This is a genomic window from Candidatus Defluviilinea proxima (assembly GCA_016721115.1).
GTDB lineage: Bacteria > Chloroflexota > Anaerolineae > Anaerolineales > Villigracilaceae > Defluviilinea > Defluviilinea proxima.
This window is the reverse complement of record JADKIW010000001.1, coordinates 3,250,983-3,275,560: the sequence shown is the minus strand read 5'-3', so window position 1 is coordinate 3,275,560 and position 24,578 is coordinate 3,250,983. Positions and strand designations below refer to the sequence as shown.

At 48.1% G+C, this 24,578-nt stretch carries 20 protein-coding genes; 13 read left to right on the top strand and 7 right to left on the bottom strand.

Going from position 1 to position 24,578, the window contains the following annotated elements; genetic code table 11:
* Positions 1–85 precede the first annotated feature (85 nt).
* Positions 86–1,702, bottom strand: coding sequence for an NAD(P)H-hydrate dehydratase (locus tag IPP66_15160; protein MBK9926613.1), 1,617 nt, complete (start codon positions 1,700–1,702; stop codon positions 86–88).
* Positions 1,703–1,917: 215 nt separating this feature from the next.
* On the opposite strand from IPP66_15160, the gene IPP66_15155 reads away from it, so the two are divergent.
* The 10 genes from IPP66_15155 (at position 1,918) to secF (ending at position 12,207) form a co-directional block, all read left to right on the top strand.
* Positions 1,918–4,344: a hypothetical protein gene (locus IPP66_15155; GenBank protein ID MBK9926612.1), complete on the top strand. Its 2,427-nt coding sequence runs from the start codon at positions 1,918–1,920 to the stop codon at positions 4,342–4,344.
* 70 nt (positions 4,345–4,414) lie between these two features.
* Positions 4,415–5,116 (top strand): HAD family hydrolase, encoded by a 702-nt coding sequence (locus IPP66_15150; GenBank protein ID MBK9926611.1) that lies wholly within the window; start codon positions 4,415–4,417, stop codon positions 5,114–5,116.
* 12 nt (positions 5,117–5,128) lie between these two features.
* Complete coding sequence (locus IPP66_15145) at positions 5,129–6,109, top strand: glycosyl hydrolase family 26 (GenBank protein ID MBK9926610.1); 981 nt, start codon at positions 5,129–5,131, stop codon at positions 6,107–6,109.
* Positions 6,110–6,173: 64 nt separating this feature from the next.
* Complete coding sequence (locus tag IPP66_15140) at positions 6,174–6,893, top strand: SpoIIE family protein phosphatase (GenBank protein ID MBK9926609.1); 720 nt, start codon at positions 6,174–6,176, stop codon at positions 6,891–6,893.
* Positions 6,894–6,901: 8 nt separating this feature from the next.
* Positions 6,902–7,717 (top strand): NAD-binding protein, encoded by an 816-nt coding sequence (locus IPP66_15135; GenBank protein MBK9926608.1) that lies wholly within the window; start codon positions 6,902–6,904, stop codon positions 7,715–7,717.
* Entirely contained in the window at positions 7,718–7,921 is a 204-nt protein-coding gene (locus IPP66_15130) for a TrkA C-terminal domain-containing protein (protein ID MBK9926607.1), read from the top strand.
* Entirely contained in the window at positions 7,921–8,292 is a 372-nt protein-coding gene (locus IPP66_15125; GenBank protein MBK9926606.1) for a hypothetical protein, read from the top strand. Before IPP66_15130 ends, IPP66_15125 begins: the two co-directional genes overlap by 1 nt.
* Complete coding sequence (locus IPP66_15120; GenBank protein MBK9926605.1) at positions 8,289–9,770, top strand: M1 family metallopeptidase; 1,482 nt, start codon at positions 8,289–8,291, stop codon at positions 9,768–9,770. Before IPP66_15125 ends, IPP66_15120 begins: the two co-directional genes overlap by 4 nt.
* 105 nt (positions 9,771–9,875) lie before the next feature.
* On the top strand, positions 9,876–11,255 hold the full coding sequence (gene secD, locus IPP66_15115; GenBank protein MBK9926604.1) for a protein translocase subunit SecD: 1,380 nt from the start codon (positions 9,876–9,878) through the stop codon (positions 11,253–11,255).
* A gap of 10 nt (positions 11,256–11,265) precedes the next feature.
* The gene (secF, locus tag IPP66_15110; GenBank protein ID MBK9926603.1) at positions 11,266–12,207 is read left to right on the top strand and encodes a protein translocase subunit SecF; all 942 of its coding nucleotides are present in this window, start codon (positions 11,266–11,268) and stop codon (positions 12,205–12,207) included.
* Between the two features lie 366 nt (positions 12,208–12,573).
* Here secF and IPP66_15105 read toward each other — a convergent pair whose 3' ends face one another.
* Together IPP66_15105 and IPP66_15100 are read right to left on the bottom strand one after the other, a co-directional pair.
* Entirely contained in the window at positions 12,574–13,833 is a 1,260-nt protein-coding gene (locus tag IPP66_15105) for a hypothetical protein (GenBank protein MBK9926602.1), read from the bottom strand.
* A gap of 183 nt (positions 13,834–14,016) precedes the next feature.
* Positions 14,017–16,329, bottom strand: coding sequence for a bifunctional metallophosphatase/5'-nucleotidase (locus tag IPP66_15100; GenBank protein ID MBK9926601.1), 2,313 nt, complete (start codon positions 16,327–16,329; stop codon positions 14,017–14,019).
* A gap of 446 nt (positions 16,330–16,775) precedes the next feature.
* Between IPP66_15100 and IPP66_15095 the strand changes: the two genes are divergently transcribed.
* From IPP66_15095 to IPP66_15085, 3 genes are all read left to right on the top strand, one after another.
* On the top strand, positions 16,776–17,939 hold the full coding sequence (locus IPP66_15095) for a right-handed parallel beta-helix repeat-containing protein (protein MBK9926600.1): 1,164 nt from the start codon (positions 16,776–16,778) through the stop codon (positions 17,937–17,939).
* 98 nt (positions 17,940–18,037) lie between these two features.
* Positions 18,038–18,343 (top strand): hypothetical protein, encoded by a 306-nt coding sequence (locus IPP66_15090; protein ID MBK9926599.1) that lies wholly within the window; start codon positions 18,038–18,040, stop codon positions 18,341–18,343.
* A 3-nt stretch (positions 18,344–18,346) separates the two neighbouring features.
* Positions 18,347–19,348: an endonuclease/exonuclease/phosphatase family protein gene (locus IPP66_15085; GenBank protein ID MBK9926598.1), complete on the top strand. Its 1,002-nt coding sequence runs from the start codon at positions 18,347–18,349 to the stop codon at positions 19,346–19,348.
* Positions 19,349–19,377: 29 nt separating this feature from the next.
* Here IPP66_15085 and mfd read toward each other — a convergent pair whose 3' ends face one another.
* The 4 genes from mfd to IPP66_15065 form a co-directional block, all read right to left on the bottom strand.
* Complete coding sequence (gene mfd, locus IPP66_15080; GenBank protein ID MBK9926597.1) at positions 19,378–22,788, bottom strand: transcription-repair coupling factor; 3,411 nt, start codon at positions 22,786–22,788, stop codon at positions 19,378–19,380.
* A gap of 68 nt (positions 22,789–22,856) precedes the next feature.
* On the bottom strand, positions 22,857–23,441 hold the full coding sequence (locus tag IPP66_15075) for an aminoacyl-tRNA hydrolase (GenBank protein ID MBK9926596.1): 585 nt from the start codon (positions 23,439–23,441) through the stop codon (positions 22,857–22,859).
* Positions 23,434–23,835, bottom strand: a complete 402-nt coding sequence (locus IPP66_15070; protein ID MBK9926595.1) for an NUDIX hydrolase — start codon at positions 23,833–23,835, stop codon at positions 23,434–23,436. Before IPP66_15070 ends, IPP66_15075 begins: the two co-directional genes overlap by 8 nt.
* A gap of 2 nt (positions 23,836–23,837) precedes the next feature.
* On the bottom strand, positions 23,838–24,467 hold the full coding sequence (locus IPP66_15065) for a hypothetical protein (protein ID MBK9926594.1): 630 nt from the start codon (positions 24,465–24,467) through the stop codon (positions 23,838–23,840).
* Positions 24,468–24,578: the final 111 nt, after the last annotated feature.

Sequence of the window (24,578 nt, the reverse complement as noted above, 5' to 3'; positions counted from 1 at the left end):
TCCTCTTTTTGATTCAATTCATCTCTGGTGGTTTCGATACGCCCCTCAAAGAGCATTCGGGGCTACTCAACTACCAGATTACTTTTTATTCCAGATCGCTCAACACATCAGGGATCGAGTTCAAGACATCGCTTGCCAACACAGACGCAGTTGTGCCGAGATCATCTGCGGCATAAAGACCAGCCTGTGCATGGATCCATGCACCAGCGACGGCAGCATCAAAGGCATCCAAGCCCTGGGCACGCAGGCCAGCGATCAGTCCCGCGAGAACGTCACCAGTCCCAGCACGAGCCAATGCGGGAGTCGCCACCGGAATGACGGTCACACGACCATCAGGCGAAGCAACCAGAGTAAACGCACCTTTCAACACAACGACGTGCCCCCACTCTTTTGCATACTTACTCGCAATCGTCTGTCGGTCTTCCTGAATCTCTTCTTTTGATAACCCGGTCAACACAGACATTTCACCAGGATGAGGGGTCAAGATCGCATCTGCAGGAAGCTTCTTATACCAATCCTTGACTTGCGCAAGCAGTTTCAATCCATCCGCATCCACGACCATGGGCGGCAGTTTTATTTCAACATCATCTTTCTTCTCAACTTCCGTATGCACGAAACCAATACTTGGGGCCTTTTTCTTTACAATGTTCTTTACATCAAGAAGGTTTTTGACAAAATCTTTTGTGGAATCTTCCATACCAAGGCCGGGGCCAATCAACAAAACAGAGGCATGCTCAAAATTCTTCGCAAGGACTTCCGCCGCGAGGGAAGAAATCCCACCTTTTTCATGAGGAAGCAAAACCCATGTCGCTTCGGGGATTTGACCTGCCAACGCTGTCTGCAAAGGAGCGGGGACTGCCAACGTTACGAGTCCTGCACCTGAGCGATACGCCGCCTCTCCCGCAAGGACGGCTGCTCCTGTGTAATTGACCGATCCCGCCGCTATGAGCGCAGTGCCAAACGTCCCTTTGTGTGATTCGAGTGGACGTTCCGGCAACAGCGACGCAACGAAATCTTCCACTGCAACTTCTGTTTTGACTTCTTTGACAGATGCAAGATCGTCTGCCAAACCAATATCCACCACTTCGAGCTCGCCCGTGTATTCAAACGCAGGCAGTTTCAACAGTCCTTGTTTGACGGCTTCCATGGTGACCGTGAGATCAGCAGGAATAGTTTCTTCAGCAACTTCACCGCTGTCACAATCCACACCAGACGGACAGTCCACGGCGATCACGAACGGCGCTTCATCGAGACTTTCCAAAACATCATTGACTTCGGAAAGGAGTTCAGCTATATCCTTTTTCAATGGGAGTTCAACACCAGTACCAAGTACACCATCCAAAAGGACATCGGCAACTTCAAGAGTCTCCGCCAGTTGGTCGAAAGCGTCCTTGCCACTGATGACCTCACCGCCCGCTTCAGTAAAGCGCTTCACGAGATCATCCTTCTTGCGTTTGACAAGATAGGCACGCGCCTTCCAGCCTTCGATAGCTAGTGCGGTTAATGCGATCAGGGTATCGCCACCATTGTTGCCGGGGCCAACAAGACCCACAACTTCAGGCTCGATCTCGTCAACGAATAGATCGAGGACAACATCCGCCAATCCCTGACCGGCGTTTTCCATCATCATTTCAAAGGTCAAGCCGCTGGCGTCAGCTTCCTTTTCGATTGTCTGCATTTGTTCGACTGTTACAAGTTTCATGGTTTTCTCCAATTAATAAAAGAATTGTACTGCAAAGGAGGGGTGAAACCCATATCGGATCGCTCTACTCTAACAAAAATCATACTGTCCCGACATATTGACCCTGACAAAGTGGACGGCTACAATGTACACGGTCTTTGGAGGGAGAATTGACATATAACACTCTATCAGTTTAAATCGACTGGTAAATTCGAGCCTACACTAGGAGACAATACATGCCATCCACGTTCAAAATTCATCGACCTTCGTACTTAGGCCTATTTACCACAACTCTCGCCACTCTTATGTTCGAGAACCTATTAACGCGCATCTTCAGCGTAACCATGTGGTACCACTTTGCCTTCATGGCTGTGTCCATTGCAATGTTCGGCATGACACTTGGGGCCATCATAGTATATCTGTCTCGCAGTCAATTCACACCTGAACGGATTAAGAAACACTTAGCTACCACAGCCTTGCTGTTCTCTATCACAATAATAATCAGCTTTCTTATTCATATTAATGTTCCAATCAATAGTTGGACTGCATCCATTTACCTCCCACTAACCTTCGTATTGATCTCCATTCCATTTATATTTGCTGGCATCAATACCTGTTTAATATTGACAAAAGCGCCTACCCAAATAGGCAAGCTATACGCTGCAGACCTAGCAGGTGCAGCAGTAGGATGTATTTTATTCATCTACATACTGGAAATAACTGACGGTCCGACGGCAGTATTCATTACTGCATTCATTGCAAGCCTTGGAGCCGTTTTTTACAGCATTGATGTGGAGAGCCAGTTTCTAAAGCGGGTCACCCAAATCGGGAGTATATTTCTTCTAATATTCGTTTTTATCCAGATGACCTTGGGAAATAATCAACCATCTCTCATCCGATTGAAATGGATCAAAGGCGGGTTTGAGTCCGCACCCATTCTTGAAAAATGGAATTCCTTTTCAAGAGTGCGTGTCTATGGAGAGCCGAACACACCGCGTCCGCCTTTTGGATGGGGCATCAGCCAGGTCTATCCACAAGAACGTACAACAAATTACGTTATGGTTGACATTGATTCCCATGCAGGAACGCCCATCGCGTCCTTTGATGGCAATTTTGACAAGGTCGATTATCTCAAATTTGATGTAACGAACATGGTGCATTACATTCGCAAAGATGCCGATGTATTGGTCATCGGTGCCGGCGGCGGCAGGGACATCCTCTCAGCCTTGGCCTTTGGACAGCATTCAGTTACAGGTGTTGAGATCAATGAAAATATCATTGAAATCCTCACACAGGATTACGGGGAATACTCCGGCCATCTGGATAAATATCCAAACGTAAACATCGTCAATGACGAGGCACGCAGTTACATCGCACGCTCAGAAAAGAAATATGACATCATACAAGTGTCATTGATCGACACTTGGGCGGCAACAGCATCCGGGGCATTTGTGTTGACTGAAAACTCCTTATACACAACCGAGGGCTGGGATATATTCTTTCAGCACATAAAGCCAAATGGAATCATAACTTTTTCACGATGGTACTTCAATGACCTACCCAGTGAAATGTATCGTCTTACAGTTTTAGCCAGCAAAGCCCTTCAAGAACAAGGCATTGAAAACCCCAGAAATCACATATTGATCATTCGAAATGCGTACACACAAACAGGCGACGACCTGCCCGACGGCGTTGGAACGATCCTGGTCAGCCTGGAACCATTTACTTCAAGTGACATAAAGATGATTGAAGAGACCGCGAACAAGATGGATTTTGATGTGATTCTTACACCCGATTACGCCGCAGATACTAATTTTGAGCATATCACATCAACAGCCGACGCCGACGCATTTATAGCCAACTTCCCATTAAACATTACTGCCCCAACAGACAACAATCCTTTCTTCTTCCAAATGCTGCGTTTGCAGGATTTTCTAAATGCAAGTTTTTACAGCCAAGGCGTGATGGGATTCAATATTATCGCAGTCAATGCATTAGGTATACTGCTGGTAACTGTTATTCTTCTGAGCTTGATCTTCATTATTAGTCCGATATTGCTCACATCAAAGAAGCTGACAGTATCCAAAAATGTTCACACCATTCCCCTTTCGATCTTCTTTGCGTGCATAGGGCTTGGGTTTATGCTGATCGAGATCTCCCAACTACAACGGTTGACAGTATTTCTGGGGCACCCCACGTACAGTTTGTCTGTGGTCCTTTTCTCACTATTGCTTTCCAGCGGGATCGGAAGTTTCTTGACACCAAGGGCAAGCACCAACCTGATCTCTTCCATACGCAACAGAATGCTTGCTTTGCTTTGCGTTATCAGCCTTTTTGGTCTGGTCACCCCATCAGTAATTGGCTTATTTGATGGAGCCATCACCCCCGTCCGAATTTTCATAGCGGTCTTGATCTTGTTCCCAATGGGACTATTCATGGGAATGGCCTTCCCTATAGGAATGAACATCGCTTCCGGTTACGCGGAATCGCTGACGCCTTGGTTTTGGGGAACCAATGGATCCATGTCTGTTGTTGCGTCCGTGCTTACAGTTGTGATCTCCATAAATTCAGGAATTTCCACATCGTTTTGGGTTGGATTTGGATGTTATCTGATTGCCTTTATCTCCATCTTTTTGTTAAAAAACCCAGTGCATACAGAATAGCATTTAGTAAATCAGTGTGCAGCGAATTCATCCAAAAATGACTTCGCTATTTTTGATAGGATTTTCAATCATGATTACCCACATCCTATTTGATTTCTTCGGAACTCTGGTGGAATATTCTGATAGTCGTATTGGGCAAGGCTATGAGCTTTCCCATTCTATTGTTTTATCCAGTGGCGTGAACATCAAGTATCCAGAGTTCCTTGAGCGGTGGGATGCTATGTTTCGTAAATTCGATCTTGCGGCTGAAGCAAATCAAGACGAGTTCTCCATGGACGATGTCGTAAATGGATTCCTAAGCAGTGTCCTTGACAAGGACCCTACGCCAGAACTTGTCAAGAATTTTCGAGACGTGTATCTCCAGGAGTGGAACAAGGGAGTGAAGACTATCGAGGGAGTGCCAGAACTTCTCCGCCAACTCAAAGGTCACTACACACTTGCACTTGTCACAAATACCCACAGCGGGGATTTTGTTCGAAGTCATCTCCATGATATGGGGATAGCTGAACATTTTTCAGCCATAGTGGCATCCGTAGAACATGGAAAGCGTAAACCACATCCATCTATCTTTGAGCTGGCCTTGGAAGCCACAGGCGGCAAGAGCGAGAATGCTTTGTATGTGGGAGATTCGTTCTCAACTGATTACATGGGAGCAAAAAACGTTGGTATGCGCTGTCTGCTGATTGACCCGCACAAGAAGCACGATATACCGCCAGAAGATCGCATCGCTCACATTTTAGATCTTCGACACATTCTTCTTAGAAATCAATAAGGTTCATTATTCATGGCAAACCCAGTAACTCCCAACCCATCGCCCGAAGCTGTTCAATTGCTTGACTATCTTTATTCCATTTCTGGAAAGCAAACAATGACCGGCCAACACTGTAATCCGTTGGCAGGATCCACACGGCTGGCAGGCATGGAAAAATTGACCGGGCAATATCCTGCCGTTTTTGGTCAAGATTTTGGCTTTAGCGCAGCTGGAACATGGGACGGAATAAATTTTCGCCAGCAGATCGTGGATGAGGCGATTCGTAGGCACAGTGAAGGCTTCGTTATCACACTGATGTGGCATGCACTCCGCCCCATGGATGATGAGCCAGTCGTCTTTGAAGACTCCATTCAGGGAAAGCTGTCAGAGAAGGAGTGGCTTGCTTTGTTCGAGGCAGGCTCACAGGTGAATGAACGATGGAAGTCGCAGGTGGATGTTATCGCGTTCTTCCTCAAGCAATTGCGAGAGGCAAATGTCCCCGTGTTGTGGCGTCCATATCACGAGATGAATGGTGGATGGTTCTGGTGGGGTAAAAGGACTGGTGAACATGGTTATAAAAAGTTGTATCGCATGTTGTTTGACAGGCTCGTCAGTTTCCATAAACTAAACAATCTGATTTGGGTTTTCAATGCAAACGAGATCAGATTGGGCGTGGACGCATATGATAAGTACTATCCCGGCGACGACGTGGTTGATGTACTCGCCACGGATGTGTACAGCAACAAGTTCACGACTAGAGATTACAACTCACTTCTTGCACTTGCCAAAGATAAACCGATCGCATTGGGCGAAGTGGGAAATTTGCCGACGCAAAAACTTTTGCGCCGCCAGCCACGCTGGACATGGTTTATGTATTGGCACGATACCAATCTGCTGTGGAATGAACGCAAAGAAACGCAAGCAATTTACAAAAGCCAGGAAACGATCACATTGGAGCAACTGCCCTGGGTAAAAATAAGAAATCCCAAGACACATCATCCCATATTGAAATAACAGGCGCAAAGCGTCCGCACAAAAACGTGATTTGTGACCGCGCTGGGTATAGTAAAATGAAGGCATGGAAATCCAGATCGCGGCGGCCAAGGTCAATAAATACGCCACATCCGAAAGCGGAGATACACTCGAGGTGGTAGAACGCCCCAATGGCGGGGTTTCCGTTGTCCTTGCAGATGGACAGACTTCAGGGCGCGGGGCAAAAGCCGTTTCGCAACTGGTAGTCCGCAAAGTGATCGGGTTGCTGGCCGAAGGCGTCCGCGATGGAGCATCCGCGCGCGCCGCATCGGATGCGTTATACACAGACAAAAAAGGGAAGGTTATCTGTACGCTCAACATCGCATCCATTGACCTGCACAGTGGAACCATCGTACTGACTCGCAATAACCCGTCCCCCATGTTCATTTGTCGGACGGCAACCATTGACCGTATCGACACTGAAAGTATTCCACTTGGAACATCACGAGATGTTCGTCCATCCATCACCGAGATCGCGATCGAAGCAGGCCTGATCATTGTGATCTACACTGATGGACTTGTCCATGCGGGCGAACGCCGCGGCCAACCAATGAACACAATGGAAGTGTTGCACTCCATGCTGGAAGACCAAAATCCGTCTCCACAGGAAATTGCCGATACACTTCTTGCCCACGCAGTAACACTAGACGATAACCGTCCTGTTGACGATATCAGTGTGCTGGTCGTAAAGGTCGGAACACGTAACGGAGACAATGTTCGCCGCATGACAATGCGTCTCCCCATCGAAGGACACGCACGATCATGAGCAGCCGCATGCACAGATTTCGGGCGGGTTGGCGCGATACGCTCATCTTGATCAATGAATTCAAATCGCCGTTGATGTTTTTCGCAGTGACGGTGGTTGGCGGCGGGTTTGCCTATTTCATTCTCGCGGAGGCGTCGGGCGAGCCCGTCAAAACCTTAGGCGAAGGGATTTACACAGTTCTAGCCGCCACGGTCCTGCAACCCATCGGCGATTTCCCCAAAAACATCGTTTTGCAAGCATTTCATTTTATTATGCCCGTGATCGGCATTGTCTTTCTCGCACAAGGACTCACCGATTTTGGGATATTACTTTTCAATCGAAAATCCAGAGGCAAGGAGTGGGAGATGGCCGTCGCATCTGTCATGAATAAACACATCGTATTGGTCGGGCTGGGACATTTGGGATATCGCGTAGCACAAAAACTACACGAGATGGGAGAAAGTGTCGCTGTGCTGGAAATCAACCTCGGCACACACACAACATCCGCCGCGCGTGATATGGGCATTCCCGTCATACAAGCAGATGCCCGCGAAGCAGGTTCCCTTGAATCCGCCAACATCAAGGATGCACGTACGATCATCCTTGCCAGCCAAAATGACGCGATGAACTTGCAGATCGCGCTCAAGGCTCGCTCACTCAATCCAAAGATCCAAGTGGTCATTCGTATCTTCGATGAAGACTTCGCACACGCCCTGCAAGAGCAATTCGGTTTCATTGCATTAAGTGCCACTGAAATGGCCGCACCTGTTTTTGCCGCCGCCGCCGCAGGAGCCGATGTCACCAACCCCATCTCCATCGAAGGTCAATTGCTTGGACTCGCCTGAGTGACCATCACACCCAACTCGGTTCTCGCCGATAAAACCGTGGGCTACATCGAAGACAATTATCGTCTCAACATTGTCCTTGTACGACACGACCACCAATCAGAAATGCATCCCACCGATGCGCAAAGGATACAGGCAGGCGATACGCTGGCCGTGCTCGGCGGCCCCGCACAACTTGCCCGCCTTGTCCATGATAATGATTAATGATGGATGAACCTCCCAGTACCAGTCCGCTTATTGGTGTAGTCGGCCCTTGTGGCTCAGGCAAATCCACGCTTATCGCGGGGTTAAATCAACACGGTTACACTTGCCGTCACATTGCACAGGAACATTCCTACGCAAAAGCTATGTGGCAGATCATCTCCAAGCCCGATATTCTGATCTACCTTCACGCGTCCTTCCCTGTCAGCACCATGCGCCGTAAACTCGATTGGCAAGAAAAAGATCATACGGAACAACTCCGCAGGCTCTCCCATGCCCATGAACATGCCCATATAATTATTGATACAGATGACCTGACTCCTGACCAGATCCTAAAAAAGGCATTGGACTTCCTCCAAAACATATCCCCATGAAAAGACACATCGCCTCACTTCTGACTTTTAGCCTGCTTCTCGCTTCCTGTAACTTTCCCCAGCCCACGCCTTTCTCCCCCACTCCAACCCTACAACCTGAACCAACAAACATACCGCCGAATGATCGCTCCATCTTCGCAAGCGGACTTGTCTCATCAGAGCGTTCTGTTCTCAATGAATTGAACGGCGCAAGCATATATCATCTCGAATTCACGATCGCAGACGATCTCTATCACATCAACGGCACCGAGGAAGTCCAATACACGAACACTGAAGATGTTGAACTGAATGAAGTGCAATTTCGCCTATTCCCTAACATCCTTGGCGGAGAGATGACCATCTCCAGCTTAACAGTAGATGGACAATCGATCACGCCAGAATATGGATTGGAAAACAGCTTGATGATCGTACGGTTATCCGCTCCGCTTGAAGTGGGAAAAAGTATCCTGCTAAAAATGGATTACGCTGTGTCCGTTCCACAAAGTGTTGACTTGAATTATGGAGTGCTTGCGTATTACGATGACATTTTGGCGCTGGCACATGCTTACCCCATGATCTGCGTCTTCGACGATGAAGGCTGGAACGCAGAGATTCCCCCACAAGATGGTGATGTCACCTATTCAGACGCGGCCTTCTACGTTGTAAAAGTCCATGCTCCGAAAGAATTAACGCTGGTCACGTCTGGAAGTACGATCAGTCTCGACGAAGAGGACCAGACCCAGGTCCTGACTGCCGCGAGTGGCCCAGCGCGCGATTTCTATTTAGCGGCGAGTCCGTTTTTTGAAAAGGTATCGCAAACGTTTGGCGAAGTCACCATTAATAGTTATGCTCCTGGCGACTTCCAAGAGGGTGCACAAATGGCGCTTGAAGTGGCATCCAAAGCAATGGCCGTGTTCGATGAGCGCTATGCCCCGTATCCATATACTGAACTGGATATTGTTTCCACCCCAACTCTGGCGCTGGGCATTGAGTACCCCGGCATGATCGCGATCACAACGCGCATCTATGAATCCATGGGAGATACCATGGAAGCTACCGTCGCTCACGAAGTGGGACATCAGTGGTTCTACGGCCTTGTTGGCGATGATCAACTTGATGATCCCTGGCTGGATGAGTCCCTGACGCAGTTTGCTACGCTTCAATATTATGCGGATGAGTATGGCAATGAGGGCGAAGAAGGTTTCCGTTCATCGCTGGATGGGCGATGGGAGTATGTACAACGGGCGGACATTCCTATTGGCCTGCCAGTGGCGGGGTATCAGGGAGCGGAATATAGCGCAATTGTCTACGGACGCGGTCCTTTGTTTTTTGTGGCGTTGCGCGAGGAAATGGGCACAGACACGTTCGACGCCTTCATCAAGGATTACACCCAGTCGCTTTCATGGGGTATTGCTACCCCAAAATATATGCAATCACTGGCAGAAAAGTATTGTTCCTGCAATTTGCAAGCTATATTTGATGAATGGATATATCCATAGAGCGTTTTTGCAATTTGTCCTACCCACTCCCTGTCAACGGGAGTATAATCGCCTTCGCGTGGCGCATAAGCGCCACATTTTTGTGAGTGGAGAAGACACACCGATATGAACAAAAACAACAATTTAAACTGGCTGATCGTCATTGTCATCCTCCTGGCGCTTTCGCTTTGGATTGACCTAAGCAACTCGATCAGTCTGCCCAACCCTTTCAATGGCACTACATTATTTACCCGTAATGTCGAGATGAAACTCGGTCTTGACCTTCGCGGCGGCCTGCAGGCCCTGCTCGAAGCCGATCTTCCCGACACTGCAACTGTTTCCACCAACGATTTGGATACGACCCGCCAGATCCTTGAAAGCCGCGCGAACGGCCTTGGTGTTAGCGAGGTGGTAATGCAGACCGCTGGCGAACGTCGCATTGTGGCCGAATTTCCAGGTGTCAACAACCCCGAAGAAGTTGTGGCATCTCTTCAACAAACCGGCCTTTTGGAATTTGTAGATACCGGCGATTATCAACCTGTAGCAGGGACCATCCTGTTGACAGATTATGCTGGCGGCACATCAACCGACGTGGCGGCCACACCAGCTCCTGATGGCACAACGCCGGAGACAACGGTCTACCATACGATCATGACCGGTAAAGAACTTGATACAGTTGGAGTAACATCCACAGGTGTTGGAGGAAATTACTCCATCGATTTCTCACTTAAATCTGAAGGCGCTACCATTTTCGGTGACCACACTAAGGCCAATGTTGGCAAGGTCCTCACCATCACGCTCGATAAAAAAGTGATCTCGGCACCCACCATTAATGCCGTCATTACCGACCGTGGAACTATCACCGGCCAGTTCACAGCAGACGAAGCAAACGCGTTTGCCGTTCAACTCCGCTACGGTTCCCTACCTGTCCCTGTAAAAGTAGTTGAAAGTCGCACTGTCGGCGCAACTCTCGGTGAAGAATCGATCCGCAAAAGTCTTATGGCTGGTTACATCGGTTTGACCGTGGTCGTCCTCTTCATGCTTTTGTACTACCGCTTGCCTGGCTTTGTAGCAGACTTGGCCTTGATCACCTATACGATTTTCTCACTTGCGATCTTTAAGATGATCGGCGTTGTTCTCACTCTGCCCGGTATCGCAGGTTTCATTCTTAGTATCGGTATGGCAGTAGATGCGAACATCTTGATCTTTGAACGCCTCAAAGAGGAACTGCGGGCTGGACGTAACCTACGCCAAGCCATTGACCTCGGATGGACTCGTGCATGGCCATCCATTCGCGACTCAAACATCTCCACGCTCATCACGTGCGGAATCTTATACGTCTTCGGTAGCTCATTTGGTGCAAGTATGGTCAAGGGCTTCTCGGTCACACTTGCCTTGGGTGTGCTCGTCAGTTTGTTCACAGCCATCATTGTGACACGCACCTATCTGCACACATTACTCGATAACATCAAACTCGCTGAACGCCCGCACTGGTTCGGTTTATAGGAGTTTCAATATGAATATTATTAAGAACCGATACATCTATTTTCTGATCTCACTGCTGGTGATCATTCCGGGTATTGTATTTCTTATCCTAAATTGGGTAAAAATCCAGGCCCCGCTTCCGCTAGCCATTGACTTCACTGGTGGCTCGCTCCTCGAGGTGCAATTCACCGGTGGAGCTCGCCCTTCTGTTGAAGAAGTAAAAAGTGTTTTCTTAGAGATGGCTCCCGACGCCGCGCCAGTTATTCAATCTCTTGGCGAAGATGCGTATGCAATCCGCTCCAAAACAATTGACGATGCCACTAAAGGCAAGATCGTTGCTACTCTCCAGGAAAAGACTGGAATCACTATCGACGTGCTAACCTTCTCATCCGTCAGTCCATCGGTCGGTGCAGAAGTAACCCGTGCGGCAGGCTTTGCTATTCTGGCGGCGGCACTTTTCATTCTGGGTTATATCTCCTATGCCTTCCGTGGCGTGGAACATGCTTTCCGTTATGGCGTAGCGGCTGTCGCCGCCATGTTGCACGATGTGCTCGTCGTGCTTGGTGTAGAGGCTATTCTCGCCTATACACTTGGCTGGGAAGCTGACGCGCTCTTCCTCACAGCGTTATTAACCGTCATCGGTTTTTCAGTGCACGATAGCATCGTGGTGTTCGATCGTGTTCGCGAAAATTCCCATGTATATCGCCGCATCAGCTACGAAACACTGGTCAATCACTCGATAGTACAAACCCTCGATAGATCCATCAACACACAGCTCACCGTTCTCTTCACCCTGTTTGCCCTCGCACTCTTCGGTGGAGATTCGATCAAACACTTTGTGATCATCCTCCTGGTTGGTATTTTCAGTGGAACATATTCATCCATTTTCAATGCCGCCCCCATCCTCGTCGTATGGGAAAATCAGGAATGGAAAACCTGGTTCCGTAAACCTGCTGAAACCAGTTCACTGTAATAACAGAAGTTTTCACAAAAAAACGTCCCGAAATATTTCGGGACATTTTTTTTAAATCAAAAGGGGTTACATAATCACAGAAAGTAGCCGGTACAATAATTTCATAAAGAATGACCGACGCACTGAAAACAGGCTGTCAGGGTATTCTTTTTCATATGCTTTTAGTTGAAAAAGCAACTGTATCACTGCCCAGTTTCGATTTGAACGATTCATCCGCCGTATACTCGCCTTCAAATACCTTTATGCTTTAAAGTCAAGACGATAAAATTAAATTAAGGTTACAAAAAAATTGTCCCATCCTTCATAAGGATGGGACAACTCGATTCACACTTAAGGGACAACTGTCCCAGTTTCAAGGAGCTATAGTTACCCTCCAAGCTCCACTGCAAACGCATCGTAATACGTGCCAGCGCCAAAACCATCAATCAAAATATGATCGAGAGGTTTCATGTTCGGCAACTCACGCAGAAAAGCGATCATGTTGGATGCTGCACTCACATTACCAAAGTCACTCAGTAACCATGGCATCGGCAGAACAATCCCTTCGCTCTGCAAATGTTTTTCTTTTAGCTTATTGATCTTGTAATTTGCATGATGCACAATGGCAACCGCCAGTGACTTGCCAGCCATACCCAGTTCGTTCAATTTATCTTGATAGGCTGAATACACGTCACGCACTACTTGCACACCCGTGCGTACAAACAATTTAACCATACCCATCGGTCCAGCCATTGCAATGGATGAGCCATCATGTGGCTCATGCATTAACCCTGCCACACGGATGTTGTTTGCCAAAGGCTTTGTGACATCCACGTTGTATTCACCCTCGGGTTTTTGCTCCGAATGAGGGTAATACATGGCAACTTGCAATACACCGTCATCATCAAATACTTCGCGTGATTTGCCCGCGAGGAATTTCATGGTTTGACCAGGAATTACGCCGATCACGCCAGCCGCATTCCCAAACAATTGCAAAGCATTTGCATCATGCGATGAGCCAACGAACCGGCTCAAGCCTTCAATGCCACCAACAAGCACCTTCTTCCCGTATAAAGACTCGGCAATATTCTGGTCGAGTTGGAGGTTCTCGGGCAATTCAGGGTTCAATGCCAAATGCAGACTGCTCGTAGAACCGTCACACGCCTTGTGAATGGCAACCTTCAACGCCGAGGCAGGGATGCCAGCAGCTGTAGTGATACGGTCAAGGTAATCTTCGGTCAATGGCGCACTCATACCGATCAAAACCGCATCTACTTCAGAAGGCTCCCAATTACAGGCCTTCAGAGCCTCAATGAGAAATCTCTTCCCTACTTCCACTTCCAGTTCAGTATGTTCCTCGGGGGTCAGATTGAGAGGAACATGTTGTCGATTGAGAAAACCCAATTCAGACAGATTCAGCCTCTCTTGAGGAAGAAGCGGGCGGCCCAATCGCTGTTCGAGAAACTCAGGTAACTTGTCGTTATCATAGCTTGCACCCCAAGTCCCATAAACGCCGCCGATCCCAACAGATGAATTCGATACGCGTTCCATGCCGAACGGAATTCCTCCCGCAATGGGAAGTGTATGCCGCTCGACACCGGGGCGATCGTAAAAGGAATTGATTTTTGGTGTGTTTTCTGTAGTCATAGAGCTCCTTGTCTTATTAACAGTATAACCCTTTTCACACATTATGGTTTCGCCCCTCGGTTAGCCGCCTTAAAAACAGAAAAACGCAGAGCTTAAGCCCTGCGTTTTTCTGTTTCGGTGTAGTTGCTATACAGAGCAACTACAATGCAATCTTAACTTACAAAAACTGTCGCCATGCCAAATTTAAGGCAACTCGTTAACCCGGTTTGTTCCTGGTGGGTCAATCGGACCTTCAGAGCTTAAATAACGATTGAGTTCATCGAGATCAATGCCACCGCCAACACGTAACGCTGGGCTGACCTGATTGAAAGTAGTGAAGTTATCACCACCATCGGCAAGGAAGTTATTAACCGTAACATAATATGTAGCATTCAGGTCGAGCGGAACACCGTTCAGTTGGACGTTCGTAACAGTGACAGCGGTACACTTATTCGATGCATTGATCGTCTTCGACAAATCGTACGTAAACCCTGTCGATACGCCGAGGTGCAGAAATGGTCTGCTCGCAGATGTGGGTTGGCACTGTTGCTCGAGGACTGACACAATTTGCTGACCGGTCATTGGTATCGTCATCAATATGTTACTGAAGGGCTGGAATGTGAACGACTCCGCATACGTGATGATGCCATCCGCCGCCTCATTACCAGACTTTGCATACACTAGATCGGATCGAATACCACCCGGATTCATAAACGCAATTTGTGCGCCATTAGCCTGGGTTGCCCACAGTTGAGCGTCAGCAATCATATTGCCCGCATTGGACTCTGCACCTCGATCCTCGGCCGAACCACTGAAGGCACGTTTGATATCGCCCGTAATATAGCCAACTACACGTTTGCCAATCGGGTCAGCGAGGACCTTCCATTTGTTGATTATGGAGGTAATTGCCGGGTCAGGTGTAAGTTGGGCACGTATAACTGCATGATTGACTGCTGTGCTTAAGTCACGGCGTACATCATTAGTACGTCGGTCAAGAACAAGGCCAAGTTCTGATACCACGCGGCCAAACGAGTAAGCACTCGTGACGATTCGAGGATTCCCGTTGGGGTCTGAGAGCAAACAGTTGTAAGGCAGGTGGGTATGACCAGTGATGACCGCATCAATTGCAGGATCTAGGAGACTGTTAATCTGAACGATCGGGCCACTGATACCTACACAAGCATTAATCGCACCAGGAGGAGGTGTTTGGGAACCACCCTCATGCAACAGCACGACAATGGCATCCACGCCTTGATTGTGCAAAATGGGGACAAGTGCATTTGCTGTTTCAGCCTCATCGAGGAAGGACCAACCAGTGATTCCAGCTTGACCGACAAGTGTATCTGTATCTTCAAGAGTCATACCGATGAAAGCTACATCTACACCGTCAATATTATTAATCCAATAGGGAGGTAATGCAGTTTCTCCAGTTGTGTCGTTGACGACATTAGCCGCAAGCCAATGGAAATTCGCACCAGCATAAGGAGTACCAGGGAAGTAGCAACCATCAACGGGGTGGCACCCACCATTCTGCATGCGGAGCAGTTCAGTAACACCCTCGTCAAACTCGTGATTCCCAACGCTTGATACGATCAATCCCATAGAATTTAATGACTCGACAGAAGGCTCGTCATGGAAAAGCCCGGACAGGAATGGAGAACCACCGATAAGGTCACCGGCTGCAACAGTGATAGTATTCGTATGACCTTGGCGCAATTGGCTCAGTTTTGCCGAAAGATATTCGCCACCGCCTGCAGGGTCGCTACCCACATTTCCGGGGCCTGGATTCGAATTGGTCTCAAGGTAGCCATGGTAATCATTGAACGCCAGTAATTGGAGGTCAACAAGTTGCCAAGGAGGATCAATAATGGTTCCACCTCCAAAATCATCCAAAATTGTTCCTTGTGCACCGATGAACCACAAACCTACATATCCTCCCTTGTCATAATACGACCAGGAAGTAATATCACGCGATCCAAGCAAATCACTATTCCGGTAGACCTCAACAATGCCATTTCCATAAGCGCGGGCCCGGAATACATCGCCATCCACAAATGTGACAGGGATGTCATCGCCGTACTTAACCCAGCCTTGCGGCCATTCCCAGGTCCAAACCTGTACAACATGGTTCTTTGCATTATAGAGCGCTTCAATAACGCCTTTGCCCCATATTCTATTATTTTGCGACTTAAGCAGGAGGATTTGTTCAGGAGAGTTCTCGTTTATATCTTTAAGAGTAACAAAGACTTCCTGATCTGCCTCCAATTTGGTCTTCCAGTACATATCAGAATTTGAAGCACTACTGCGGACAGACAATTGACCGCCCACAATACGGTACTTGGATTGGTTGCCAGACCAATTTGCACCTAAAGCCCCATCTGCCCGATTAAAGTCATCAAGTACCCCAACTCCAGATACGCTCGCGTCTTGGTTCCATGTTTGGGCAGAAGCAGAAACAGGTACAAGAAGTAGTGAGAGTATCAACAAAAGAGAAAACAAACGAACGGACTTTTTCATGCTATTCTCCTCATTAGTATTAAAAACGGTTCGAATTTTTCAGACGCTATATTCCCCTATCGAGTATGGCTAAAGCACCTCCTTTCAAATAAAAAACACCCTAATATTATATCTAGTTTGATAATTTTATTGTAAAGGTTTGTTTATCAAAATATTATGGACTTGACAACAAGTATCAAAACACCCAACCCGATGTTGGTTTTCAACGAGGTGTAACCTTAACAATATTAATTTTGAAAAAACCAACATTTTTGTCATCTCAGAGAACTACCATTGTCATGAAGCTCACGACGGAACAGATATAATAAGTAGCATCCAATTATTTTACGGAGGACTCCACGATGCATTCAATACTTTCCACCCCCCTAAAAAAGGGGATACAAATTGGCCTAATATTGCTGTTGGGGCTTACTACACTAGGAACTAACGCTGTTTATGCGTTTGGTATGTGCGTACACCCCACAGGGGCAGGCCATTGTTTCACATCCGTCCAAGCCGCAGTAGACGCCGCCAATGACGGGGCGTCGATTCTGGTTTGGAAAGGGAAATATGTCGAACAGGTCTCAATCATTGACAAGAATCTGACATTGATCGGCCGTCCCGGTGCTGTAATCCAGGCACCTGCCACAATGGAGGATACACTTTCTCCAATAGCTGGAGCAGAAGGTCGCCCCATTGTTCTTGTCAACCACGCCAACGTGACCATTCGTGGCTTGACCATTGACGGCGCCAATTCAGCTGAAGCCAACCCGGCCATTTCTGGAATTCTATTCGTCAATGCTGACGGTGTAATCCGAGATAACCAAGTCAAAAACATTGGTTTTGGGACCCCTACTCTCCCAATTATTGATGGGGAGCCCATTTACCAAGGCGAAGGGATCATCGTTGTCAACTTCGAAGCAACCCCGCGCACCGTCACCGTTGCTGAGAATTGGGTCAGTAACTACAACACTATCGGCATTACAGTATTTGCCGAGGCCGACCAAAACGACCCAACGCTTCAAAACCTGACCGTGAACGTACTAAACAACACAGTAGTTGGCTCCGGCCCAACCGACGCTATCGATCAATTGGGTATCTTCTTCGGTGGGTATAATTTTGCAGATCCGCAATTTAGTATCACAGGCACCATCAAAGGGAACCGAGTTCGGGATTTGATCGCCCTTGAACCACATCCTTTACCGGGCGTTGGAATTGCCACACTAAGTACAGCCAATGTGGAAATCGCTGATAATGCCGTTGATAACACAAATATTGGTATGGCTGCAAATCAAGCGTCTGGAGCTCAAATCACAAACAACCAGATCGTCGGAGCGACACAAGACCCATACAGTTCCATTGGTCTCATGACATCAGGACAATATTTGCAAATCAGCAAAAATCGCTTCAAGAAAATGGGTACTGGCGTGATGCTATTCGTCGAAGACTCCATGTTTGGAAGCACGCTCAGCACCGGTATTGACGATAACCGCTTCGAATTCGTAGCAATGGACATCGTAACAGGCCCCGGTTCAGAACAGATCGACTTGCTGAGTGCCAAGTCAGCTACAAGCAGTGGTCCAGCCACCGCCGACATTTGGAAGAGACTGCCGATCCACCAACTACCATAACGTAAGTAAGAATCAAAACGCCACGTAGACAACCAAGTCCACGTGGCGTTTTCATTTGAATGACAGATTATAATAATTATTGAAAAGGAGGTTACAAAATGCCAAAAGCTCAAAAACATCCTAAAAATCAAATAAGTAAACAGCAAATTATTCAAGCCACAAAACGAAAAATCTTCTTTTTCATTACAACATTATTAACTGTTCTACTTGTATTAATATTTAGAATAGGCGAGGCTTTATGGCTGACATGGATTATTCAATACCGAAAACCGATCATAGGCATAGTATCGTTCATTACACTTTACGTATTCTTTTCAGCTCCTGTTGTTATCGAAGCCAATAGCAATCCACGTACCCTCTCAGGTCCAGGAAAAAACCCAAGAAATCCTTGGGGACTATACTGATATATGTTCTTCTCAAGAAAAAAACAAAAATTTTTTGTGTGGGGCACCCAATATAGTGCACTTTTTATAGTCACGGCAATTACTATCATCTCGTTGATAGGCTTCCTTGCCAAGTATTGGTGGGTTGGTGAACTGCTTAGCCAACTGCGACCACAATATGCGTTTGCCTTGACACTTTGCCTGCCTATTGTTGTATGGCGCTTCGGGCGAACTGGCTGGTTGTTTCTAATTCCTTTATTATTCAATGTCGCCACTTTTGCTCCGCTTTATTTCCACACACAGACTACTCAAAAACCAACAACGCAGACAATTTCAGTATTGCACTATAACTTGGACAATACGCTTTCATCACACACAATTGCCTTTGCCTATCTCCGTAGCCACCCTGTCGATATTCTCTCGTTACAAGAATTAACTCCGGAAGAAGCAGATCGATTGCATGAAGAGCTACCCGACTATCAAATTGCATATTCGCATCCCATGAATAATTCGCATGGATCTGCTGTATTACTGGGAACCGGTTCAGATATCCAAGTACAAACAGCAGAGGTCATTCACTTACCAGATTATTCGGTTCGACCCATTATTGCAATCACGCTGAATATACAAGGTCACTCAATCGCTTTTTTGAGTTTCCACGCCATTCGACCCGTCAGTGCATGGAATACAGATTTTCAAAAAATCGAATTCGGTGCTGCAGCTGAATGGAGTCGTCACCAACAGAACCAAGGGCAAGCAGTTTTCATGATCGGAGACTTTAACTCAACCTCTTGGTCAGCAAATTTTCATCAACTCCAACAGGACGGACAACTACTCAATTCAGAACAAGGGTTTGGATTGCAACCCACATGGCCAATAGGCTTGCCGATAGTATTTACGATCCCAATCGACCATTGTTTACATAGTCAGGAAGTTATGATTACCGACCGCTTCGCAGGTCCGTATCTCGGCAGTGATCATGCGCCTTTACATGTTCAATTTTCTATAAATGACTCGCCACCCTAGAAGGTGCGTGCAACAGTAGCTATTAGATATTACTTACCCGCTACCATTTCCAACACATCCAGCAAACGGGACATCCAATTTTCCCCGAACGAACACCAATAGGATGACTTGCCGCCTCGCACACCCGGACCCAGGTCTGCCAGCTGTTTTCCACCCTTTTCCTCACCGATAATAGGATAGCGCAAAACGACGTGTCCACTCTCCCAGCTAATAGAGGCCAATCCAACCTTCTCGGCGCGCAATTTGACTCGCATTTGATAGAACAAATTTTGAGTCATCTCCGGTAATTGGCCGAAACGATCTCGGAATTCCGATGCCAATGCGTCAATCTCGGTTTCATCACGCAAATCCGCAATGCGACGGTACAACCGTAGTCGTAAGTCTTGATCGGCGATGTAATCAGCAGGGATTCCAACTGCAAGAGGCAAATCCACATTCACAGGCATGGAAATTGGCTGAGTCAAACTTGAAAGAGTGATATCGATCTTTTCTCTTTCATCTTTCTTTCCATCCCTTGATGCCTCAATTCTTCGTATCTGCCTCACTGCATCCGCCAACAAACGCGTGTACAAATGAAACCCTACTGCCTGAATATGACCTGATTGACGTGTGCCAAGTAAATCCCCTGCGCCACGGATTTCAAGGTCGCGCATCGCGATGGAATAGCCCGCACCAAGTTGCGTATTCTCGGCAATAACTTCGAGACGCTGTTGCCCTTCTTGAGTAGGAGTCATCTTATTGTGGCGGAAAAAGTACGAATAGGCGCGCGCAGCCCCACGTCCGACCCTGCCGCGTAGCTGATAGAGTTGAGCCAGACCAAAGGTGTCGGCACGGTCCACGATGAGGGTATTCGCGTTCGGGATGTCCAATCCAGATTCAATAATTGTTGTTGATAACAGAATATCGGTCTCACCCAAATTGAAGCGATGCATCACAGACGCGAGTTGTCCCTCAGGCATTTGGCCGTGACCGATATCCACGCGCGCTTCAGGGACAAGTTGATTAAGATGCGCTTTCATCGCTTCGATGGTGTTGACGCGGTTATGCACAAAGAAGATTTGTCCGCCGCGCTCAAGCTCACGCAAGATCGCTTGACGAACCAACTTCGGTGAATACGGACCGACATGCGTAACGATAGGAAGGCGTTCCTCAGGCGGAGTGTTGAGGTTGGAAATATCACGCACACCCGTGAGGGCCATATACAACGTACGCGGAATGGGCGTAGCAGTGAGCGTGAGAACATCCACCTCTGTGCGAAGTTTCTTGAGGTGCTCTTTGTGAGTCACGCCGAAGCGTTGCTCTTCGTCAATCACAACCAAACCAAGATTCTTGAATTGCACATCGCCAGAGATCAAACGATGCGTGCCGATAATGATGTCAATCTCGCCTAAAGCGAGTCCATGCACAATACTGGTCTGCTCACGCGGCGTACGAAAACGCGAAAGCATTTCCACTTTCACAGGGAACGCGGCAAGACGCTGCAAAAACGTTTCATAATGTTGTTGCGCCAGCACAGTTGTCGGAACCAATATCGCAACCTGCTTACCATCCATCACCGCTTTGAACGCGGCACGCAATGCCACTTCTGTTTTCCCATACCCCACATCGCCACACAACAAACGATCCATCGGACGCGGCGCTTCCATATCGCGTTTGATATCGTTCAACGCGCGCAATTGGTCATCGGTTTCCACGTACGGGAACGAATCTTCCAATTCCTTTTGCCACGCAGTATCCGCCTTGAACGAATAGCCTTGCACCACATTGCGCCGCGCATACAAGTCCAACATCTCTTGCGCAACTTCCAGCACTGCTTCTTTGACACGCCCCTTCTTCTCGTGCCACTCCTGCCCGCCCAAGCGATCCAAGGCAGGCACAGCGCCTTCTGCGCCCACGTAACGCGTCAACCGATCTGCTTGATGCACAGGCACATACAACTGCCCGCCACCATCGTACTCCACCGCTAAAAACTCACGCACATGGTTATCGAGCTCACGTTGCACCAACCCGCCAAAACGCCCCACACCGTGGTCAATGTGTACAACGTAATCGCCCGCCTGCAGATCCGCATAGATCGATTCAGGCGTCTCTGCCACTTGTCGCTGACGTGTGCGCGGTTGCGGGCGTTCCCAGCCGAAGACTTCTGAATCAGTGATTAGGTGAATAGATACTTGAGAATCGAGATTGAGAGTAAAGCCTTCGGACAGAGATGCTTCAATGAACGTTGGGGCATTGGATTCTGCCTCTTCGATATTCGACTCAACCCAAAGCTCTTCCAATCTATGAGCTTGACGCGACACGACAACAACCGCTTCATTCTTCGACGCCAAACCTGCCGCGTGGTCAATAAACTGTCTCAACCTCCCCGCAAAACGCTCGTCATGCCCGAAGCAAGACGACAACGAGTTTTCCAATTCTCCAGTCTCTATGCTCTGCACTCCTGTGGAATAACCCAACTCCAAAGACGTGCGTCCATGCAACCCATCGTGCAACTCAGACCACGGAATATAGGGCAACGGGAAATCAGCAGAGAGCACATCTTCTTCAATGCTTTCTCTTCTAAAACGGACAGCCTGCTCTTCCACCTCCGCCGCCATACTCTCCACAATGGAAAGATCATCAATCAAGACAATTGTCTTCTGCGGAAGATAATCGAGCAGGCTTGCAGGTTGCTGATGCAACAACGGTATATGAAATTCAGAGAGTTCTGTTTCCTGTTCACCTGAAGCAATATATTCGCGCGCTGGTGTCACAAGAATTGATTCGAGTTTCTCAACCGTTCGCTGTGACGCGGGATCAAATCTGCGAATGGTTTCTATTTCATCGCCAAAGAAATCCAAACGGACAGGTAAAGTTTCGGCTGGAACCCACAAGTCCATGATGCCGCCACGTTTTGAGAATTGACCAGGCTCCAGCACCGTATTGACGCGTTGGTAACCGGTCTCCACCCAACCACGGGTCAATACATCAGGCTGGGTAGACTGCCCAACAGATAGCTTCTTACACGCCTTGAGAAAGTCCCTACGTGGTAATGTCCGCGTCATCAACGAACGGACAGATGTCACAAATATCGGCGAGGTCTCAGGCTTTTGTGCAAACGGCAGATGATATTCAGACAAAGCGATCAACGTCTGCAAACGCTCACGCCGTGTTGCCACTCCCCACGCGGCTTGTTCGTAGAATAACGGATTCGGTTCTGCAAAATGATAACGTGGCGACTTGACCCAAAATCCCAACTCATCGAACAATGACAAGGCATGGTCCGCGCGATCAGTGATCAGCAGGACGGGACGATTCAAGTCCGCATGCAACGCAGCAAGGATCGGCAGGCGCGTGGCGCGCGGTAACCCCAAACCAGGAAGTTGTCCGTCGGTTTGAAGTTGCTTCAGCAATTGCTGATATTGAGAGAGGGAGCGGATGTTATCTAAGATAAGTTGCATGTAATGTAGGGGCGGGTCTCCCCGCCCAAATATTATCGGATGGCAAACGTGACGGCAAGACGCCGCCCCTACGCATCCACCGATCCGTTGAAATCATTCATTGCCTTGTTCAGTCCATGATTCACGAAAGCGAAAACAGCGTCTGCCCCACGATCAAGGATTTCAGAAAGAGATTTCATCTCATCCTTCGAGAAATCCTGCAATACGTAGGCGGCAGGGTCCATGCGGCCGGGGGGACGGCCAATGCCAATGCGTAAACGTGGGATATCCTTCGTACCTAACTTCTCGATAATGGAACCCAATCCACGCTGGCCTCCCGGTCCGCCCGAGGCGCGGATGCGAATGGTGCCGAAGGGAATATCCAGATCATCAGAGAGAACGATCAGGTTTTCATTGGGAACCTTGTAGAAGTGCGCCAGTCCCTGCACAGATTGACCTGAGAGATTCATGTAGGTCTGTGGCTTGGCAAGGATGAGCTTCTTTTCATCATGTCGTGCATCCAAAACAATGGCTTTCGATTGCAATTTCATCCCGCGCGCATTTAAGCGGACAGCGATACGGTCAATGAGCATAAAGCCAACGTTGTGGCGATTATCTTTGTATTCACGGCCCGGGTTGCCGAGGCCAACAATAAGAAATGTATTTTCAGTCATAATTCAATCCCAAAATAGAGATCACCTGCGAAACCTGTATATCGTCCTTTTTGTCTTTTATTGAATGCCATGCGGCAGAATGGAGCATTGTACCGAAAACCGATTCCTCTTCGGGGAGAAACTCCAAAGTTGGCTCGATATTGTCATTCATCAACTCCGCGAGGTAGCAATAACTTTTCCCAAACTCATAGTCTTCCACAAACAACAAGCGAATCACTTTTACATCCAAACCTGTTTCTTCTTTCACTTCACGAACTGCGGCCTGATCGAACGGCTCGCCTTCGTTTACTCCCCCACCTGGAAAAGTCCAATAAGTACGGGATGGTATTTGATGGCAAACCATAAGGATCTTGTCGTCATGGAGAACTGCCGCGCAGGCACGAGGTCTATCCACGATTAGTACCTACGGAAGCGTAGACCAAGTCCAGCAAAAACGAATAATCCGAGAATGACCAACGCACCACGTCCAAAGCTCGTGGAAATGGACGTTTGATCGAGAGATGCCGCGTTAGTTGCCAGCGGGGTTGGCGTGGGACGCGGTGTCAGTGTCGGTGTGGGAGATGATGCAACAAGGAATGGTGTAGGAATCCCTTCATCAAGTTTATTAGGTGTTGCAGTGACCAAAGGCGTTGGTGTCAGAATGGGCGTGTCGTTCTGTATTTTTATTTGCACTGTGGATTCTTGAAACGAACCGTCACCAAGAATGACGCGCAAGCGCAAAACGTAGTCGCCATCGCTGATCGTGGCTGTGTCCCAAGTGGAGAGAGGAGAATCCACTACGGGCTGAGAAGAGGATTGGATGGCGAACCAGGTGTCGGTGGCGTTGGAAGCGTACGAAAAATCCAGTTGAGAGGAAACAAAGCCCGGGATGTCCGTTGTGCCCGTGATGTTCACTTGTCCACTGACTGTGCTCCCAGATGTTGGAGATGTGATGGCAACCGGGGAGGCAACCTGCGCGGCAATGATGAAAAAAGTCAGCAACAGGAGGAAATGGATAAGGAACCGAACAGATGGTATGGGTTTCATGAAATTGACGAATAAGTTTATCATACAAAAAACAGCAGGCGATACCCTCATTAGTATTCACTTCCGAACCGATAGAACTTGCCACGCTACTTTTTGCCAAAACGGGTCAGG